Origin of the sequence: Apibacter sp. (assembly GCF_025291155.1) — a bacterium.
Lineage (GTDB): Bacteria > Bacteroidota > Bacteroidia > Flavobacteriales > Weeksellaceae > Apibacter.
Genome location: NZ_JAMBJZ010000065.1, coordinates 1 through 12,309 on the forward strand (window position 1 = coordinate 1; position 12,309 = coordinate 12,309).

Annotated in this window: 25 protein-coding genes; all 25 read right to left on the reverse strand. The window is 31.9% G+C overall.

The window, feature by feature from the left end:
* Positions 1-470 precede the first annotated feature (470 nt).
* Positions 471-995: a 50S ribosomal protein L17 gene (gene rplQ / locus M3Z80_RS06975; RefSeq protein WP_293918829.1), complete on the reverse strand. Its 525-nt coding sequence runs from the start codon at positions 993-995 to the stop codon at positions 471-473.
* 9 nt (positions 996-1,004) lie between these two features.
* Entirely contained in the window at positions 1,005-1,997 is a 993-nt protein-coding gene (locus M3Z80_RS06980) for a DNA-directed RNA polymerase subunit alpha (RefSeq protein ID WP_293918830.1), read from the reverse strand.
* 23 nt (positions 1,998-2,020) lie between these two features.
* Positions 2,021-2,632, reverse strand: a complete 612-nt coding sequence (gene rpsD / locus M3Z80_RS06985) for a 30S ribosomal protein S4 (RefSeq protein ID WP_293918831.1) — start codon at positions 2,630-2,632, stop codon at positions 2,021-2,023.
* Positions 2,633-2,659: 27 nt separating this feature from the next.
* Positions 2,660-3,052, reverse strand: coding sequence for a 30S ribosomal protein S11 (gene rpsK, locus M3Z80_RS06990; RefSeq protein WP_293918832.1), 393 nt, complete (start codon positions 3,050-3,052; stop codon positions 2,660-2,662).
* Positions 3,053-3,063: 11 nt separating this feature from the next.
* Entirely contained in the window at positions 3,064-3,441 is a 378-nt protein-coding gene (rpsM, locus tag M3Z80_RS06995) for a 30S ribosomal protein S13 (protein WP_293918833.1), read from the reverse strand.
* Positions 3,442-3,445: 4 nt separating this feature from the next.
* Positions 3,446-3,562: a type B 50S ribosomal protein L36 gene (ykgO, locus tag M3Z80_RS07000; RefSeq protein ID WP_073961215.1), complete on the reverse strand. Its 117-nt coding sequence runs from the start codon at positions 3,560-3,562 to the stop codon at positions 3,446-3,448.
* Positions 3,563-3,574: 12 nt separating this feature from the next.
* Positions 3,575-3,790, reverse strand: coding sequence for a translation initiation factor IF-1 (infA, locus tag M3Z80_RS07005; RefSeq protein WP_055425352.1), 216 nt, complete (start codon positions 3,788-3,790; stop codon positions 3,575-3,577).
* 3 nt (positions 3,791-3,793) lie between these two features.
* On the reverse strand, positions 3,794-5,173 hold the full coding sequence (secY, locus tag M3Z80_RS07010) for a preprotein translocase subunit SecY (RefSeq protein ID WP_293918834.1): 1,380 nt from the start codon (positions 5,171-5,173) through the stop codon (positions 3,794-3,796).
* 10 nt (positions 5,174-5,183) lie between these two features.
* Complete coding sequence (gene rplO / locus M3Z80_RS07015; protein WP_293918835.1) at positions 5,184-5,633, reverse strand: 50S ribosomal protein L15; 450 nt, start codon at positions 5,631-5,633, stop codon at positions 5,184-5,186.
* An 8-nt stretch (positions 5,634-5,641) separates the two neighbouring features.
* Positions 5,642-5,818: a 50S ribosomal protein L30 gene (gene rpmD / locus M3Z80_RS07020; RefSeq protein ID WP_293918836.1), complete on the reverse strand. Its 177-nt coding sequence runs from the start codon at positions 5,816-5,818 to the stop codon at positions 5,642-5,644.
* A gap of 4 nt (positions 5,819-5,822) precedes the next feature.
* Positions 5,823-6,344, reverse strand: a complete 522-nt coding sequence (rpsE, locus tag M3Z80_RS07025) for a 30S ribosomal protein S5 (protein WP_055425356.1) — start codon at positions 6,342-6,344, stop codon at positions 5,823-5,825.
* 13 nt (positions 6,345-6,357) lie between these two features.
* Complete coding sequence (gene rplR, locus M3Z80_RS07030) at positions 6,358-6,714, reverse strand: 50S ribosomal protein L18 (protein ID WP_293918837.1); 357 nt, start codon at positions 6,712-6,714, stop codon at positions 6,358-6,360.
* An 11-nt stretch (positions 6,715-6,725) separates the two neighbouring features.
* Complete coding sequence (rplF, locus tag M3Z80_RS07035) at positions 6,726-7,271, reverse strand: 50S ribosomal protein L6 (RefSeq protein ID WP_293918838.1); 546 nt, start codon at positions 7,269-7,271, stop codon at positions 6,726-6,728.
* A 12-nt stretch (positions 7,272-7,283) separates the two neighbouring features.
* Positions 7,284-7,682: a 30S ribosomal protein S8 gene (gene rpsH, locus M3Z80_RS07040; protein ID WP_293918839.1), complete on the reverse strand. Its 399-nt coding sequence runs from the start codon at positions 7,680-7,682 to the stop codon at positions 7,284-7,286.
* Between the two features lie 64 nt (positions 7,683-7,746).
* Positions 7,747-8,016 carry a 30S ribosomal protein S14 gene (gene rpsN, locus M3Z80_RS07045; protein ID WP_055425360.1) on the reverse strand — a complete coding sequence of 90 codons (270 nt, stop codon included), beginning with the start codon at positions 8,014-8,016 and terminating at the stop codon, positions 7,747-7,749.
* A gap of 8 nt (positions 8,017-8,024) precedes the next feature.
* Complete coding sequence (gene rplE / locus M3Z80_RS07050) at positions 8,025-8,576, reverse strand: 50S ribosomal protein L5 (protein WP_293918840.1); 552 nt, start codon at positions 8,574-8,576, stop codon at positions 8,025-8,027.
* A gap of 16 nt (positions 8,577-8,592) precedes the next feature.
* Entirely contained in the window at positions 8,593-8,907 is a 315-nt protein-coding gene (gene rplX / locus M3Z80_RS07055; RefSeq protein WP_293918841.1) for a 50S ribosomal protein L24, read from the reverse strand.
* Between the two features lie 15 nt (positions 8,908-8,922).
* Positions 8,923-9,291, reverse strand: coding sequence for a 50S ribosomal protein L14 (gene rplN, locus M3Z80_RS07060; RefSeq protein ID WP_055425363.1), 369 nt, complete (start codon positions 9,289-9,291; stop codon positions 8,923-8,925).
* A gap of 7 nt (positions 9,292-9,298) precedes the next feature.
* Positions 9,299-9,553: a 30S ribosomal protein S17 gene (gene rpsQ, locus M3Z80_RS07065; RefSeq protein WP_055425364.1), complete on the reverse strand. Its 255-nt coding sequence runs from the start codon at positions 9,551-9,553 to the stop codon at positions 9,299-9,301.
* Between the two features lie 31 nt (positions 9,554-9,584).
* Complete coding sequence (gene rpmC, locus M3Z80_RS07070; RefSeq protein WP_105298126.1) at positions 9,585-9,761, reverse strand: 50S ribosomal protein L29; 177 nt, start codon at positions 9,759-9,761, stop codon at positions 9,585-9,587.
* Between the two features lie 12 nt (positions 9,762-9,773).
* Positions 9,774-10,196, reverse strand: coding sequence for a 50S ribosomal protein L16 (gene rplP, locus M3Z80_RS07075; protein ID WP_293918842.1), 423 nt, complete (start codon positions 10,194-10,196; stop codon positions 9,774-9,776).
* An 18-nt stretch (positions 10,197-10,214) separates the two neighbouring features.
* Positions 10,215-10,910, reverse strand: coding sequence for a 30S ribosomal protein S3 (gene rpsC, locus M3Z80_RS07080; RefSeq protein WP_055425367.1), 696 nt, complete (start codon positions 10,908-10,910; stop codon positions 10,215-10,217).
* Positions 10,911-10,912: 2 nt separating this feature from the next.
* Positions 10,913-11,317 (reverse strand): 50S ribosomal protein L22, encoded by a 405-nt coding sequence (gene rplV / locus M3Z80_RS07085; protein WP_293918843.1) that lies wholly within the window; start codon positions 11,315-11,317, stop codon positions 10,913-10,915.
* Positions 11,318-11,323: 6 nt separating this feature from the next.
* Positions 11,324-11,602: a 30S ribosomal protein S19 gene (gene rpsS / locus M3Z80_RS07090; protein ID WP_055425369.1), complete on the reverse strand. Its 279-nt coding sequence runs from the start codon at positions 11,600-11,602 to the stop codon at positions 11,324-11,326.
* Positions 11,603-11,608: 6 nt separating this feature from the next.
* Positions 11,609-12,309 (reverse strand): 50S ribosomal protein L2 (rplB, locus tag M3Z80_RS07095; protein ID WP_293918844.1); only part of this gene is annotated, 701 nt, incomplete at its 5' end.

Below are 12,309 nucleotides of genomic sequence, written 5' to 3' on the forward strand. Positions count from 1 at the left end.
TTTAAAGTTTTTTGCATTGATAAGAAGTATTTTCATTATACAATTTCAAGAGAATATACAATTGTTTAAATCCACAAATTATATTTCCATGATCATTGTTAATGACTCTTTAATATTAATATTATTACTCATATATAACTTTATACATATATCTATCTTATAAATAAGTTAACAATAACCCCTTTTATAAAATTTTATTTGTTATAGTTTTAGTTTAAATTATTCAATTAAAAAATAATATTTATAAAAGATGTAATCTTTAAAAATAATCATTAGTTAAATTTTAAAATGTATGAATGTATATAAATAAAGATTTAAAATTTATATTTTTATTAGTGATTATGGTAAAATTTTACTCTTAAATTTAATATTTCATTTACTATAATATTTAACAATATAATTATACATACACTTTAAATAAAAAAGCAGGTTTTAAAAACCTGCTTTTTCTAAATATTTAAATTTATTTTTTATTCTTTAGTTTCTTCTTGTTTATTTTCAGAAGCTTCTTTATTAGTAGTTTCATTAACTACAGTATCAGTTGTTGTCTGAGATTCTGTAGTTTCCGTCTTTTTAGTGGATCGACGATTGCTTCTTCTAGTTACTTTTTTGTTAGATTCTCCTGAATTGTAAGTTTCGTTAAAATCTACTAATTCAATAAGAGCAGTATCAGCACCATCTCCTAATCTAAAACCTGTCTTTATTATTCTGCAATATCCACCGTTTCTTGAGGAAATTTTGGTAGCAATTGTTCTGAATAATTCTGTTACAGCCTCTTTACTTTGAAGATAACTAAAAACAATTCTTCTGTTATGAGTAGTATCTTCTTTAGATTTTGTTAATAATGGCTCTATATATGTTCTTAATGCTTTAGCTTTAGCAACAGTAGTATTGATTCTTTTATGAAGAATAAGGGAAGTAGCCATATTTGAAAGCATAGCTTTACGATGTGATGCTGTTCTCCCTAAATGATTAAACTTTTTTCCGTGTCTCATAATTTCTTATTATTCTGCTTCTAATTTATACTTTGAAACATCCAAACCAAAAGTCAGATTTTTAGAATATACTAAATCTTCCAATTCGGTTAGAGATTTTTTACCAAAATTCCTAAACTTCATTAAATCTGATTTTGTAAAGGAAACTAATTCTCCCAAAGTTTCAACTTCAGCAGCCTTAAGACAATTGAGAGCCCTTACAGATAAATCCATATCAACTAATTTAGTTTTTAGTAACTGCCTCATATGAAGAGCTTCTTCATCATAAGTATCAGCTGATGAAACTACATCTGCTTCTAAAGTTATCCTTTCATCAGAGAATAACATAAAATGATGAATTAAAATTTTAGCTGCTTCTGTTAAAGCTTCTTGAGGAGTTATAGAACCATCTGTATGAATATCTAAAATAAGCTTTTCATAATCTGTTCTCTGTTCTACACGATAATCTTCAATGCTATAACTAACATTTCTAATTGGTGTATAGATAGAGTCAATTGCTATAGTTCCTATAGGAGCATGATTAGATTTATTTTGCTCTGCAGGTACATACCCTCTTCCTTTATCTATATTAAAAGTTATGTTAAATTTTACTGATTTATCCATATGACAAATCACTAAATCAGGATTCAAAACTTGGTAAGAAGAAATAAATTTCCCCAAATCACCGGCAGTCAATTCAGTCTTACCGGAAATCTGAGCAGTTACAATTTCATTTCCTCCCTTATTAATTTGATTTTTAAATCTAACTTTTTTAAGATTTAATATGATTTCCGTCACATCTTCTATTACACCTGGGATTGTTGAAAATTCATGTTCAACGCCTTCTATTTTTATTGATGTAATAGCATACCCCTCCAATGAAGATAATAAAACTCTTCTCAAAGCATTTCCTACGGTTAATCCGAATCCTGGCTCTAACGGTCTGAATTCGAATTGCCCCTTAAAATCGTCTGATTCAACTAAAATTACCTTATCAGGTTTTATAAAGTTTAAAATTGCCATATAAATCTTAGCTAATTTTTGTTTTATTTAGAATATAATTCGACTATCAATTGTTCTTTGATATCTTCAGGAATTTGAATTCTCTCAGGAGCGACTTTAAATTCTCCCGATAATTTTTCATCATTCCATACTAACCATTCGTAAGTTTTATGAGAATTATTAGCTAAAGCATCTTTAATTACTTGTAATGATTTAGATTTTTCTCTAACTCCAATCACATCACCGGGTTTTAAAAGATAAGATGGTATATTAACTATCTCACCATTAACAGTAATATGTTTATGAGAAACTAATTGACGAGATCCGGCTCTTGTGTTTGACAATCCAAATCTAAAAACAACATTGTCTAATCTAGATTCACATAATTGTAATAAAACTTCACCAGTAATCCCTTTACTTCTTTGGGCTTTATCAAACAAATTAGCAAATTGTCTTTCTAAGATACCATAAGTATATTTTGCTTTTTGTTTTTCAGCTAACTGAACTGCATATTCAGATTTTTTAGCGCCTCTTCTCTTGTTCGGACCGTGTTGTCCTGGAGGGTATTTTCTTCTCTCAAAATACTTATCTTCCCCATAAATAGCTTGTCCGAATTTTCTAGCTATTTTCGTTTTTGGACCAATATATCTTGCCATTGTAAAATTTGAATAATAATTATAGAATTAAACTCTTCTTCTTTTTGGAGGTCTACATCCATTATGAGGTATAGGAGTTACATCAATGATTTCACTAACTTCAATACCGGCATTATGAATAGTTCTTATAGCTGATTCTCTACCAGCTCCAGGACCTTTCACAAAAACTTTTACCCTTCTTAATCCTAGTTCATATGCAACTTGAGAACAATTTTCTGCTGCCATTTGTGCTGCATAAGGGGTATTTTTTTTAGAGCCTTTAAAACCCATTTTTCCAGCAGATGCCCAAGATATTACTTCTCCGTTTTTGTTTGTTAAGGAGATAATAATATTATTAAATGAGGCTTGGATATGAGCTTCCCCTACTGCTTCAACTTTTACTTTTCTTTTTTTAGCTGTTTTTGATGCTGTTTTTGCCATGTTTCTATTTATTATTTAGTGGCTTTTTTCTTATTAGCTACAGTTTTTCTTTTACCTTTTCTTGTACGAGAATTATTTTTTGTTCTTTGTCCTCGAAGTGGTAGGCCTAAACGATGTCTAATTCCTCTCTGACATCCAATATCCATTAATCGTTTAATATTCAATTGAATTTCAGATCGTAATTCTCCTTCAACTTTTACATTTTCAGAAATAAATTTTCTAATGGCATTAACTTCATCGTCATTCCATTCAGAAACTTTTTTATCTTCACTAATTCCTGCATCTTTCAAAATTTTTGCTGCAGTACTTTTACCAACACCGTATATATAGGTAAGGCCTATAACTCCTCTTTTATTTTTTGGTAAATCTACACCGGAAATTCTAGCCATAGTATTAACCTTGTCTTTGTTTAAATTTAGGATTTTTTTTGTTTATAATGTAAAGACGACCTTTACGTCTTACAACTATATCATCTGAACTTCTTTTTTTAAGTGATGCTCTAATTTTCATTTTCTTTCTATTTTAATATCTGAAAGTTATTCTACCTTTTGATAAATCGTATGGCGACATTTCCAATCTTACTTTATCTCCGGGTAGCAATTTAATATAATGCATCCTCATTTTACCTGAAATATGTGCAGTTAAAATGTGGCCATTTTCTAATTCTACTCTGAACATTGCATTTGACAATGCCTCAATAATAGTTCCGTCTTGTTCTATATGTTTTTGTTTTGCCATATATTAACTCGGATTTCTACTTAATCTTGACTGCATCAAACCATCGTAATGATGATTTAATAAATAAGTATTAATTTGTTGAACTGTATCTAATAATACGCCCACCATTATTAATAATGATGTCCCTCCGAAAAACAAAGCAAATTTATCGGTTGCGGTGAGACCAATAATTTTAACTATTGCAGGAAGAACTGCTATTAGAGCTAAATAGATAGCTCCTGGTAACGTAATTTTAGATAAAACATCATCTAAAAAATCTGCTGTTTCTTTACCTGGTTTTACACGTGGTATCAAACCTCCATTTCTTTTTAAATCATCAGCCATTTGATTTATAGGAATTGTAATTGCTGTGTAGAAAAAGGTAAAAACTATTATCAGTAATGCAAATAACAAATTATATTGCCAACTGAATACTTGACTGAAACCTGCCCAAAAAGTATTTGTTGTAGTTTCTGAGCGAACTAACAGTCCTGGTATAAACATTAATGCTTGTGCAAAAATTATAGGCATAACCCCTGCTGCGTTAACTTTTAACGGGATATATTGTCTAGCTGCATTGGTTATTGAACGCAACGACCCTGATTTGGTTCTACTTACATATTGTACAGGTACTTTTCTAACGGCAACCGTTAACATAATACATAATATAATTACCAATAACCAGGCAACAATCTCAACAAACATCATTATAAGTCCTTTACCAGAATCTCCCATTTGTACCCCTATTTCTTGTACAAAAGCTGTTGGAAAACCTGCTAAAATTCCTACCATGATTAAGATAGAGATCCCATTTCCAATTCCTTTGTCAGTAATCTTTTCCCCCATCCACATAGCAAAAATTGTGCCTGAAATAAGTATTATTATACTAGGCACCCAAAATAACATTACATTATTAGGATCAACCAAATAGGCAGTTCTAAATTGCTCAACAGGTAAAAAAACTTGTGTAATTGATGTCAAATAGGCAGGAGCTTGGATTAAACATATTAAGATTGTCAACCACCTAGTAATCTGATTAACCGTTTTACGTCCGCTCTCTCCTTCTTTTTGTAGTTTTTGTATATAGGGTATAGCTAATCCCATTAATTGCACCACAATAGAAGCAGAGATATACGGCATAATACCCAAAGCAAAAATTGATGCCTTACTAAATGCACCACCTGTAAATGAAGATAATAGACCTAATAATCCTGTTGCTTGTTGATTACCACCATTGTTTTTGTAGATTTCAAGAATATTACCTACTTCAACCATGTTGATAGCAGGAAGTGAAACATGCGTACCAAATCTATAAACCAATACTAGAACAAAAGTGAAAATAAGCTTATCTCTTAACTCTTTTATACTCCAGATATTCCTTAATGTCTGTATAAATCCTTTCATGCTGTCTATTTTATAAAGTGTTAGCTTTCCCTCCTGCTTTTTCTATAGACTCTTTAGCTGATTTAGTGAATTTATCTACAGTTATAGTAATAGCAGATTTTAATTCTCCTCTTCCAAGAATTTTAACTAAATCATTTTTAGATATTAATCCATTTTGAATTAATGTTTCTTTAGTGATTTCAGTAGAAATTTTATTGCTATTTATTAGTTCTTGAATAGTGTCTAAATTAAATCCGACATATTCTTTTCTATTAACGTTTTTAAAGCCAAATTTAGGGATTCTTCTTTGTAAAGGCATTTGACCTCCCTCAAACCCTACTTTATCTTTATGTCCTGAACGAGATTTATCACCTTTATGACCTTTAGTAGAAGTTCCTCCTTTACCACTTCCCTGTCCTCTACCTAGTCTTTTGCTATTATGTGTTGAACCTTGTGCAGGTTTTAAAGTATGTAAATTCATATCTCTTATTATTCTTCAACGGTTACTAAATGTTTTACTACAGCAACCATTCCTAATATTTGAGGGGTTGCTTCATGTTCAACGGTCTTATTCAATTTGGTTAAACCTAAAGCTTCTAATGTACGCTTTTGATTTTTTGGTCTTTTAATTGAACTTCTTTTTAAAGTTACTTTTATCGTTGCCATGTTCTTATCCTTTAAATACTTTAGAAAGTGAAACTCCTCTTTGTTGTGCAATCGTCTCTGCACTTCTCAAGTTTAATAATGCTTTAACTGTAGCTTTTACTACATTATGCGGATTAGATGATCCTTTAGATTTTGAAAGTACATCTTTAACTCCTGCAGACTCTAAGACAGCACGGACAGCACCTCCGGCAATTAATCCTGTACCATGAGAAGCAGGACGTATAAATACGTCAGCACCTCCATATTTTGCGGATTGTTCATGAGGAAGTGATCCGTTTAATATCGGAACTCTTACTAAATTTTTCTTAGCATCTTCAACTGCTTTAGATATTGCGCTAGCAACTTCTTTAGATTTACCTAAACCGAATCCAACGACACCTTTTTCATCACCTACCACTACTATAGCTGAGAATCCAAATGCTCTACCTCCTTTGGTTACTTTTGTTACTCTTTGTACACCTACTAATCGGTCTACAAGTTCTAACCCACCAGGTTTAACTCTTTCAATATTATTTATTCCTAACATAATTTCTTACTAATTAAAATTTTAAACCACCTTCTCTTGCACCTTCAGCTAAAGCTTTAACTCTTCCATGATAGATAAATCCATTTCTATCAAAAACAACATTCTCAATACCGGCAATTTTTGCGTTTTCAGCTAATTTTTTTCCTACTAAAGCAGAAATTTCAGTTTTAGTTCCTTTTTCTCCAGCTATTTCTTTTTGACGCGAAGAAGCGTATGCTAAAGTCTTACCGGAATTATCATCTATAAGTTGAGCGTAAATTTCTTTATTACTTCTGAAAACTGATAAACGTGGTTTTTCAGCTGTACCGAATATATTTTTACGTACTCTCCTTTTTACTCTTATTCTTTTTTCTCTTTTAGTTAATGCCATAACTTAATTTTTTATGCGGATTTACCTGCTTTTCTTCTGATTTGTTCTCCTACAAATTTAACTCCTTTGCCTTTATATGGTTCAGGTTTACGTAGTGATCTTATTTTTGCACAAACCATTCCTAATAAATGCTTATCATATGAAGATAAGGTAATTATTGGATTTTTACCTTTTTCAGTAAGTGTTTCAACTTTTACTTCTTGAGGTAATTCAACAACTACTAAATGTGAAAATCCTAAAGCTAATTCTAATTTTTGTCCTTGATTAGAAGCTCTGTATCCTACTCCGACTAATTCTAATTTTTTTGTAAATCCTTCTGATACACCGATTATCATATTATTAATAAGTGCTCTATATAATCCATGCAAAGATTTATGTTGTTTGCTATCGGAAGGACGCTCTACAGTTAATTGAGAATTTTCTATATTTATAGTTATTCCTCCAGTAAGTTCTTGCTTTAACTCACCATTTTTTCCTTTTACTGTAACTACGTTATCTTTATAATCGATGGTAGTACCTGTTGGAATATTTATTATTGCTTTTCCTATTCTTGACATTTCTTCAATTTTTTAATAAACATAACAAATTACCTCTCCTCCAACGTTTTCTTGTCTTGCCTTTTTATCTGTCATTACTCCTTTTGAAGTTGAGATAATAGCTATACCTAAACCGTTTAATACTCTTGGAAGTTCTTTACAACCGGAATATTTTCTTAAACCCGGTTTAGATGCTCTTTGTATTTTTTTAATTGCTGGAAGATTGGTTACCTTATCGTATTTTAAAGCAATTTTAATTGTTCCTTGTACACTACTATCTTCGAATTTGTAGTTAAGGATATATCCTTGATCAAAGAGAATTTTTGTAATCTCTTTTTTAATTTTTGAAGCAGGAATTTCCACTACCTTGTGTCCTGCTCTTATGGCATTTCTTACTCTTGTTAAGTAATCTGCAATTGGGTCTGTTACCATATTTGTTTAATTTTAGAGTTTAGAATTTAAATTCTACTTTTAAAATCTATTATTTTTATTTTCTTTACCAACTAGCTTTTTTTACTCCTGGTATTAATCCTTCATTAGCCATTTCTCTAAATGTAACTCTGGAAATTCCAAAAACTCTCATGTAACCTCTTGGTCTTCCTGTTAATTTACATCTATTGTGTAACCTTACGGGAGAAGAGTTTTTAGGTAACTTTTGAAGTGCTTCATAATCTCCAGCCTCTTTTAAAGCTTTTCTTTTAGCGGCATATTTAGCAGAAAGTGCTTCTCTTTTGCGCTCGCGCGCTTTCATTGATTCTTTAGCCATACTGTAAATTAATTCTTTTTAAATGGTAATCCAAAATGGGTTAATAATGCCTTAGCTTCCTTATCGGTTTTTGCATTAGTTACAAAGGTAATATCCATACCTTGAATTTTTTTCACTTTATCGATATTTATTTCTGGAAATATGATTTGTTCAGTTATCCCTAAAGTATAGTTTCCCCTACCGTCAAAACCATCTGATTTTATTCCATTAAAATCACGTACCCTTGGCAGAGCAGCTGTGATTAATCTATCTAGAAATTCGTACATTCTATCACCTCTTAAGGTAACCATTGCTCCAATAGGCATTCCTTTTCTTAATTTGAAACCTGCTTCATCTTTTTTGGAAAGACATGGGATTGCTTTTTGTCCTGCTATTAAAGAAATTTCTTCAACTGCATAATCTACGATTTTTTTATCTGCTGTTGCTGCTCCTAGTCCTTGGCTAATCACTATCTTTTCTAATTTTGGAACTTGCATTACAGATGTATAACCAAATTCCTCTTTTAAAGCAGAGATGATTTTATCTTTATATAATTGTTTCGGTCTTGCTACGTATTGCATAATCTTTCTAATTTAATTAAATCAATTCTCCTGATTTGGTTGCAACTCTAAGTTTCTTCTCACCATCTATTTTATATCTAACTCTTGTAGGTTTTCCAGATTTAGGATCTAAAAGAGCTAAATTAGAAATATGAATGGAAGCTTCTTTTTCAATAATGCTTCCTTGAGGGTTTTCAGCTGAAGGTTTTTTATGTTTTTTAACGATATTAACTCCTTCAACTATCGCTCTGTTTTTTTCAGGATAAATTACTAAAACTTGTCCTTGCTTTCCTTTGTATGCTCCTGCAAGAACTTGAACTTTATCTCCTTTTTTTATTTTAACTTTTGCCATTTTTTTTAATTTACCTTATAATACCTCAGGAGCTAATGATATAATTTTCATATACTCTTTATCACGTAATTCTCTGGCTACTGGTCCAAAAACACGAGTTCCTCTCATTTCTCCTGCTGCATTTAACAATACACATGCATTATCCTCAAAACTTATATAAGAACCGTCTTTCCTTCTTACAGGCTTTTTGGTCCTTACAACTACTGCTTTGGATACTTGACCTTTTTTAGCGTTTCCTGATGGAGTTGCATCTTTTATAGTAACAACTATTTTATCACCTACAGATGCATATCTTCTTTTTGAACCTCCTAACACTCTGATAACTAAAGCTTCCTTTGCTCCAGTATTATCTGCAACTTTTAATCTTGATTCTGTTTGTAGCATCTCTAAATTATTTAGCTCTTTCTAATATTTCTACTAATCTCCATCTTTTACTTTTACTCAATGGACGAGTTTCCATAATGCGAACGGTATCTCCTTCATTGCATTCGTTTTTCTCATCGTGAGCAGTATATTTTTTTGTTTTCAAAACGAACTTTCCATACATAGGATGCTTCATTCTGCTTGTCTCACTAACAACGATAGTTTTATCCATTTTATTGCTAGATACTACTCCGATTCTTTCTTTTCTTAAATTTCTTTCCATAGTTGAAATTAAATTCTTTTCGGATTTTAAATTACTTTAAGGCTGTTAACAACCTTGCTATTGTTTTTCTCATCTCTCTTAATTGAATCGGATTTCCAATTGGAGACACTTTATGTGATAATCTTAGCTTAGCATATTCAGCTTTTGTTTCAGCTAATTTTGCTTTTACTTCTTCTTGACTTAAATTTCTTATATCAACTGCTTTCATCGATTTTATTATTTATGATTGTACAAAATCGTTAGCAACAACAAATTTAGTTTTAACCGGTAATTTTTGAGCTGCAAGTCGTAATGCTTCTTTCGCAACATCATAAGGAACTCCGCCTATTTCAAATAAAATTCTTCCCGGTGATACTCTTGCTACCCAGTATTCTACAGCTCCTTTTCCTTTACCCATACGAACTTCGGCTGGTTTTTTAGTGATTGGCTTATCCGGAAATATTTTAATCCATAATTGCCCTTCTCTTTTCATATATCGGGTTGCAGCAATACGTGCAGCTTCTATCTGTCTTGCAGTAATAAATACTGAATCTAACGCTTTAATTCCGAAAGTTCCGTATGCTAATCTATTTCCTCTATAAGAGAGACCTTTCATACGTCCTTTTTGCTGTTTACGGAATTTTGTTCTTTTTGGTTGTAACATAATTACCTAAGATATTTTTTATCTTCTTTCTTTAACTTTTCTTTTCTGAGTCTTTTTCTGAAGACCTACTAATGGAGATAACTCTCTTTTACCATATACTTCACCTTTCATAATCCATACTTTCACACCTAAGCGACCATATGTAGTATGAGCTTCAGCTATATAGTAATCAATATCAGCACGGAAAGTTGACAAAGGAATTCTTCCTTCTTTAAAAGATTCTGATCTTGCCATTTCTGCTCCATTTAAACGTCCGGAAATCATAATTTTAATTCCTTCCGCATTCATTCTCATTGTGGAGGCAATTGCCATTTTTACCGCTCTTCTATAAGAAATACGGCTTTCAATTTGGCGTGCTACACTTTCTGCAACTAATTTTGCATCAAGCTCAGGTCTTTTAATTTCAAAAATATTTATTTGAATTTCCTTTTTTGTAATCTTTTTTAACTCTTCTTTTAGTTTATCTACTTCTTGCCCGCCTTTTCCTATGATAATTCCAGGTCTAGCGGTAGTGATGGTGATTGTAACTAATTTTAGAGTTCTTTCGATGTAAATTCTGGAAACACCTGCTTTGGATAATCTAGCTTCTAAATATCTTCTGATTTTATAGTCTTCTGCAATTTTATCTCCAAAGTTTTTTCCACCATACCAATTAGAATCCCATCCTCGGATGATTCCTAATCTATTACCTATTGGATTTGTCTTTTGTCCCATACTTAATTTACTTCGTTTTTATTTCCAAGAATTATTGTTACATGATTAGATCTTTTTCTAATTCTATATCCCCTTCCTTGAGGAGCAGGACGTAATCTTTTTAACATAGATCCACCGTCAACAAAAATTTCTTTTACATAAAGTTTAGCTTCTTCGATGTCTTTTCCTTCATTTTTAACTTGCCAATTGGCAATAGCGCTTAATAAAAGTTTCTCTAATCTAATTGAAGCCTCTTTTTTTGAATATTTTAATATGTATAATGCTTTATCAACATCAACGCCTCTAATGATATCTGCTACTAATCTCATTTTTCTTGGCGAGGTAGGACAATTATTCAAGCGAGCAATTGCTAAATTTTTCTTAGCTTCTTTACGTGCTGTAGCACTATTTTGTTTTCTAATACCCATTGCTTATTATCTGTTACCTTTATTTTTATTTCCTGCATGACCTCTAAACACACGAGTAGGCGAAAATTCTCCTAACTTATGTCCAACCATATTTTCAGTTACATATACGGGTACAAATTGTTTTCCGTTGTGTACTGCAAACGTTTGACCAACGAAATCCGGAGATATCATTGAGGCTCTAGACCAAGTTTTTATCACGACTTTCTTTCCTGACTCTATATTGGCTTGAACTTTCTTGTTTAATTTATAGTGAATATAAGGTCCTTTTTTTAACGAACGTGCCATACTAGATTATTTTCTTTTTTGTAATATATAACGATTCGATTCTTTTTTCTTTGAACGAGTCTTGTAGCCTTTTGCAGGCATACCTTTTCTAGATCTTGGATGTCCTCCGGTTGATCTACCTTCACCACCTCCCATTGGGTGATCTACAGGGTTCATTGCTACCGGCCTTGTTCTTGGTCTTCTTCCTAACCATCTGCTTCTACCTGCTTTACCAGACACAATAAGCTGATGATCTGAATTGGATACTGAACCAACTGTTGCCATACATTCTACTAAAATCATACGAGTTTCTCCAGAAGGCATTTTTAAAACGGCATATTTTCCGTCTCTAGCAATTAGTTGTGCGCTAGTTCCTGCACTTCTTGCCATTTTTGCTCCTTGTCCTGGACGTAATTCGATACATGAGATAACAGTACCTAAAGGTATGTTTTTTAATTTCATTGCGTTCCCGATTTCTGGAGCAACACTTTCTCCTGAAATGACTTTTTGTCCCACTTTAATTCCGTGAGGAGACACAATGTAGCGTTTTTCACCGTCTGCATAATACAATAATGCGATAAATGCAGTTCTGTTTGGATCATATTCTACTGATTTTACAGTAGCCGGAATGCCAAACTTATTTCTCTTGAAATCGATCTCTCTGTATCGTTTCTTGTGTCCACCTCCGGTATAACGCATGGTCATTTTTCCGGAATTATTTCTACCTC

What these genes read in the sequence shown, in the direction of transcription:
- rplQ (WP_293918829.1), bottom strand. Translation starts at nt 995, where the DNA reads ATGAGACACGGAAAAAAGTTTAATCATTTAGGGAGAACAGCATCACAT.
- M3Z80_RS06980 (WP_293918830.1), bottom strand. Translation starts at nt 1,997, where the DNA reads ATGGCAATTTTAAACTTTATAAAACCTGATAAGGTAATTTTAGTTGAA.
- rpsD (WP_293918831.1), bottom strand. Translation starts at nt 2,632, where the DNA reads ATGGCAAGATATATTGGTCCAAAAACGAAAATAGCTAGAAAATTCGGA.
- rpsK (WP_293918832.1), bottom strand. Translation starts at nt 3,052, where the DNA reads ATGGCAAAAACAGCATCAAAAACAGCTAAAAAAAGAAAAGTAAAAGTT.
- rpsM (WP_293918833.1), bottom strand. Translation starts at nt 3,441, where the DNA reads ATGGCTAGAATTTCCGGTGTAGATTTACCAAAAAATAAAAGAGGAGTT.
- ykgO (WP_073961215.1), bottom strand. Translation starts at nt 3,562, where the DNA reads ATGAAAATTAGAGCATCACTTAAAAAAAGAAGTTCAGATGATATAGTT.
- infA (WP_055425352.1), bottom strand. Translation starts at nt 3,790, where the DNA reads ATGGCAAAACAAAAACATATAGAACAAGACGGAACTATTATTGAGGCA.
- secY (WP_293918834.1), bottom strand. Translation starts at nt 5,173, where the DNA reads ATGAAAGGATTTATACAGACATTAAGGAATATCTGGAGTATAAAAGAG.
- rplO (WP_293918835.1), bottom strand. Translation starts at nt 5,633, where the DNA reads ATGAATTTACATACTTTAAAACCTGCACAAGGTTCAACACATAATAGC.
- rpmD (WP_293918836.1), bottom strand. Translation starts at nt 5,818, where the DNA reads ATGGCAACGATAAAAGTAACTTTAAAAAGAAGTTCAATTAAAAGACCA.
- rpsE (WP_055425356.1), bottom strand. Translation starts at nt 6,344, where the DNA reads ATGTTAGGAATAAATAATATTGAAAGAGTTAAACCTGGTGGGTTAGAA.
- rplR (WP_293918837.1), bottom strand. Translation starts at nt 6,714, where the DNA reads ATGGCATTAACTAAAAGAGAAAAAAGAATAAGAGTAAAAAGGAGAGTA.
- rplF (WP_293918838.1), bottom strand. Translation starts at nt 7,271, where the DNA reads ATGTCAAGAATAGGAAAAGCAATAATAAATATTCCAACAGGTACTACC.
- rpsH (WP_293918839.1), bottom strand. Translation starts at nt 7,682, where the DNA reads ATGGTAACAGACCCAATTGCAGATTACTTAACAAGAGTAAGAAATGCC.
- rpsN (WP_055425360.1), bottom strand. Translation starts at nt 8,016, where the DNA reads ATGGCTAAAGAATCAATGAAAGCGCGCGAGCGCAAAAGAGAAGCACTT.
- rplE (WP_293918840.1), bottom strand. Translation starts at nt 8,576, where the DNA reads ATGCAATACGTAGCAAGACCGAAACAATTATATAAAGATAAAATCATC.
- rplX (WP_293918841.1), bottom strand. Translation starts at nt 8,907, where the DNA reads ATGGCAAAAGTTAAAATAAAAAAAGGAGATAAAGTTCAAGTTCTTGCA.
- rplN (WP_055425363.1), bottom strand. Translation starts at nt 9,291, where the DNA reads ATGCTACAAACAGAATCAAGATTAAAAGTTGCAGATAATACTGGAGCA.
- rpsQ (WP_055425364.1), bottom strand. Translation starts at nt 9,553, where the DNA reads ATGGAAAGAAATTTAAGAAAAGAAAGAATCGGAGTAGTATCTAGCAAT.
- rpmC (WP_105298126.1), bottom strand. Translation starts at nt 9,761, where the DNA reads ATGAAAGCAGTTGATATAAGAAATTTAAGTCAAGAAGAAGTAAAAGCA.
- rplP (WP_293918842.1), bottom strand. Translation starts at nt 10,196, where the DNA reads ATGTTACAACCAAAAAGAACAAAATTCCGTAAACAGCAAAAAGGACGT.
- rpsC (WP_055425367.1), bottom strand. Translation starts at nt 10,910, where the DNA reads ATGGGACAAAAGACAAATCCAATAGGTAATAGATTAGGAATCATCCGA.
- rplV (WP_293918843.1), bottom strand. Translation starts at nt 11,317, where the DNA reads ATGGGTATTAGAAAACAAAATAGTGCTACAGCACGTAAAGAAGCTAAG.
- rpsS (WP_055425369.1), bottom strand. Translation starts at nt 11,602, where the DNA reads ATGGCACGTTCGTTAAAAAAAGGACCTTATATTCACTATAAATTAAAC.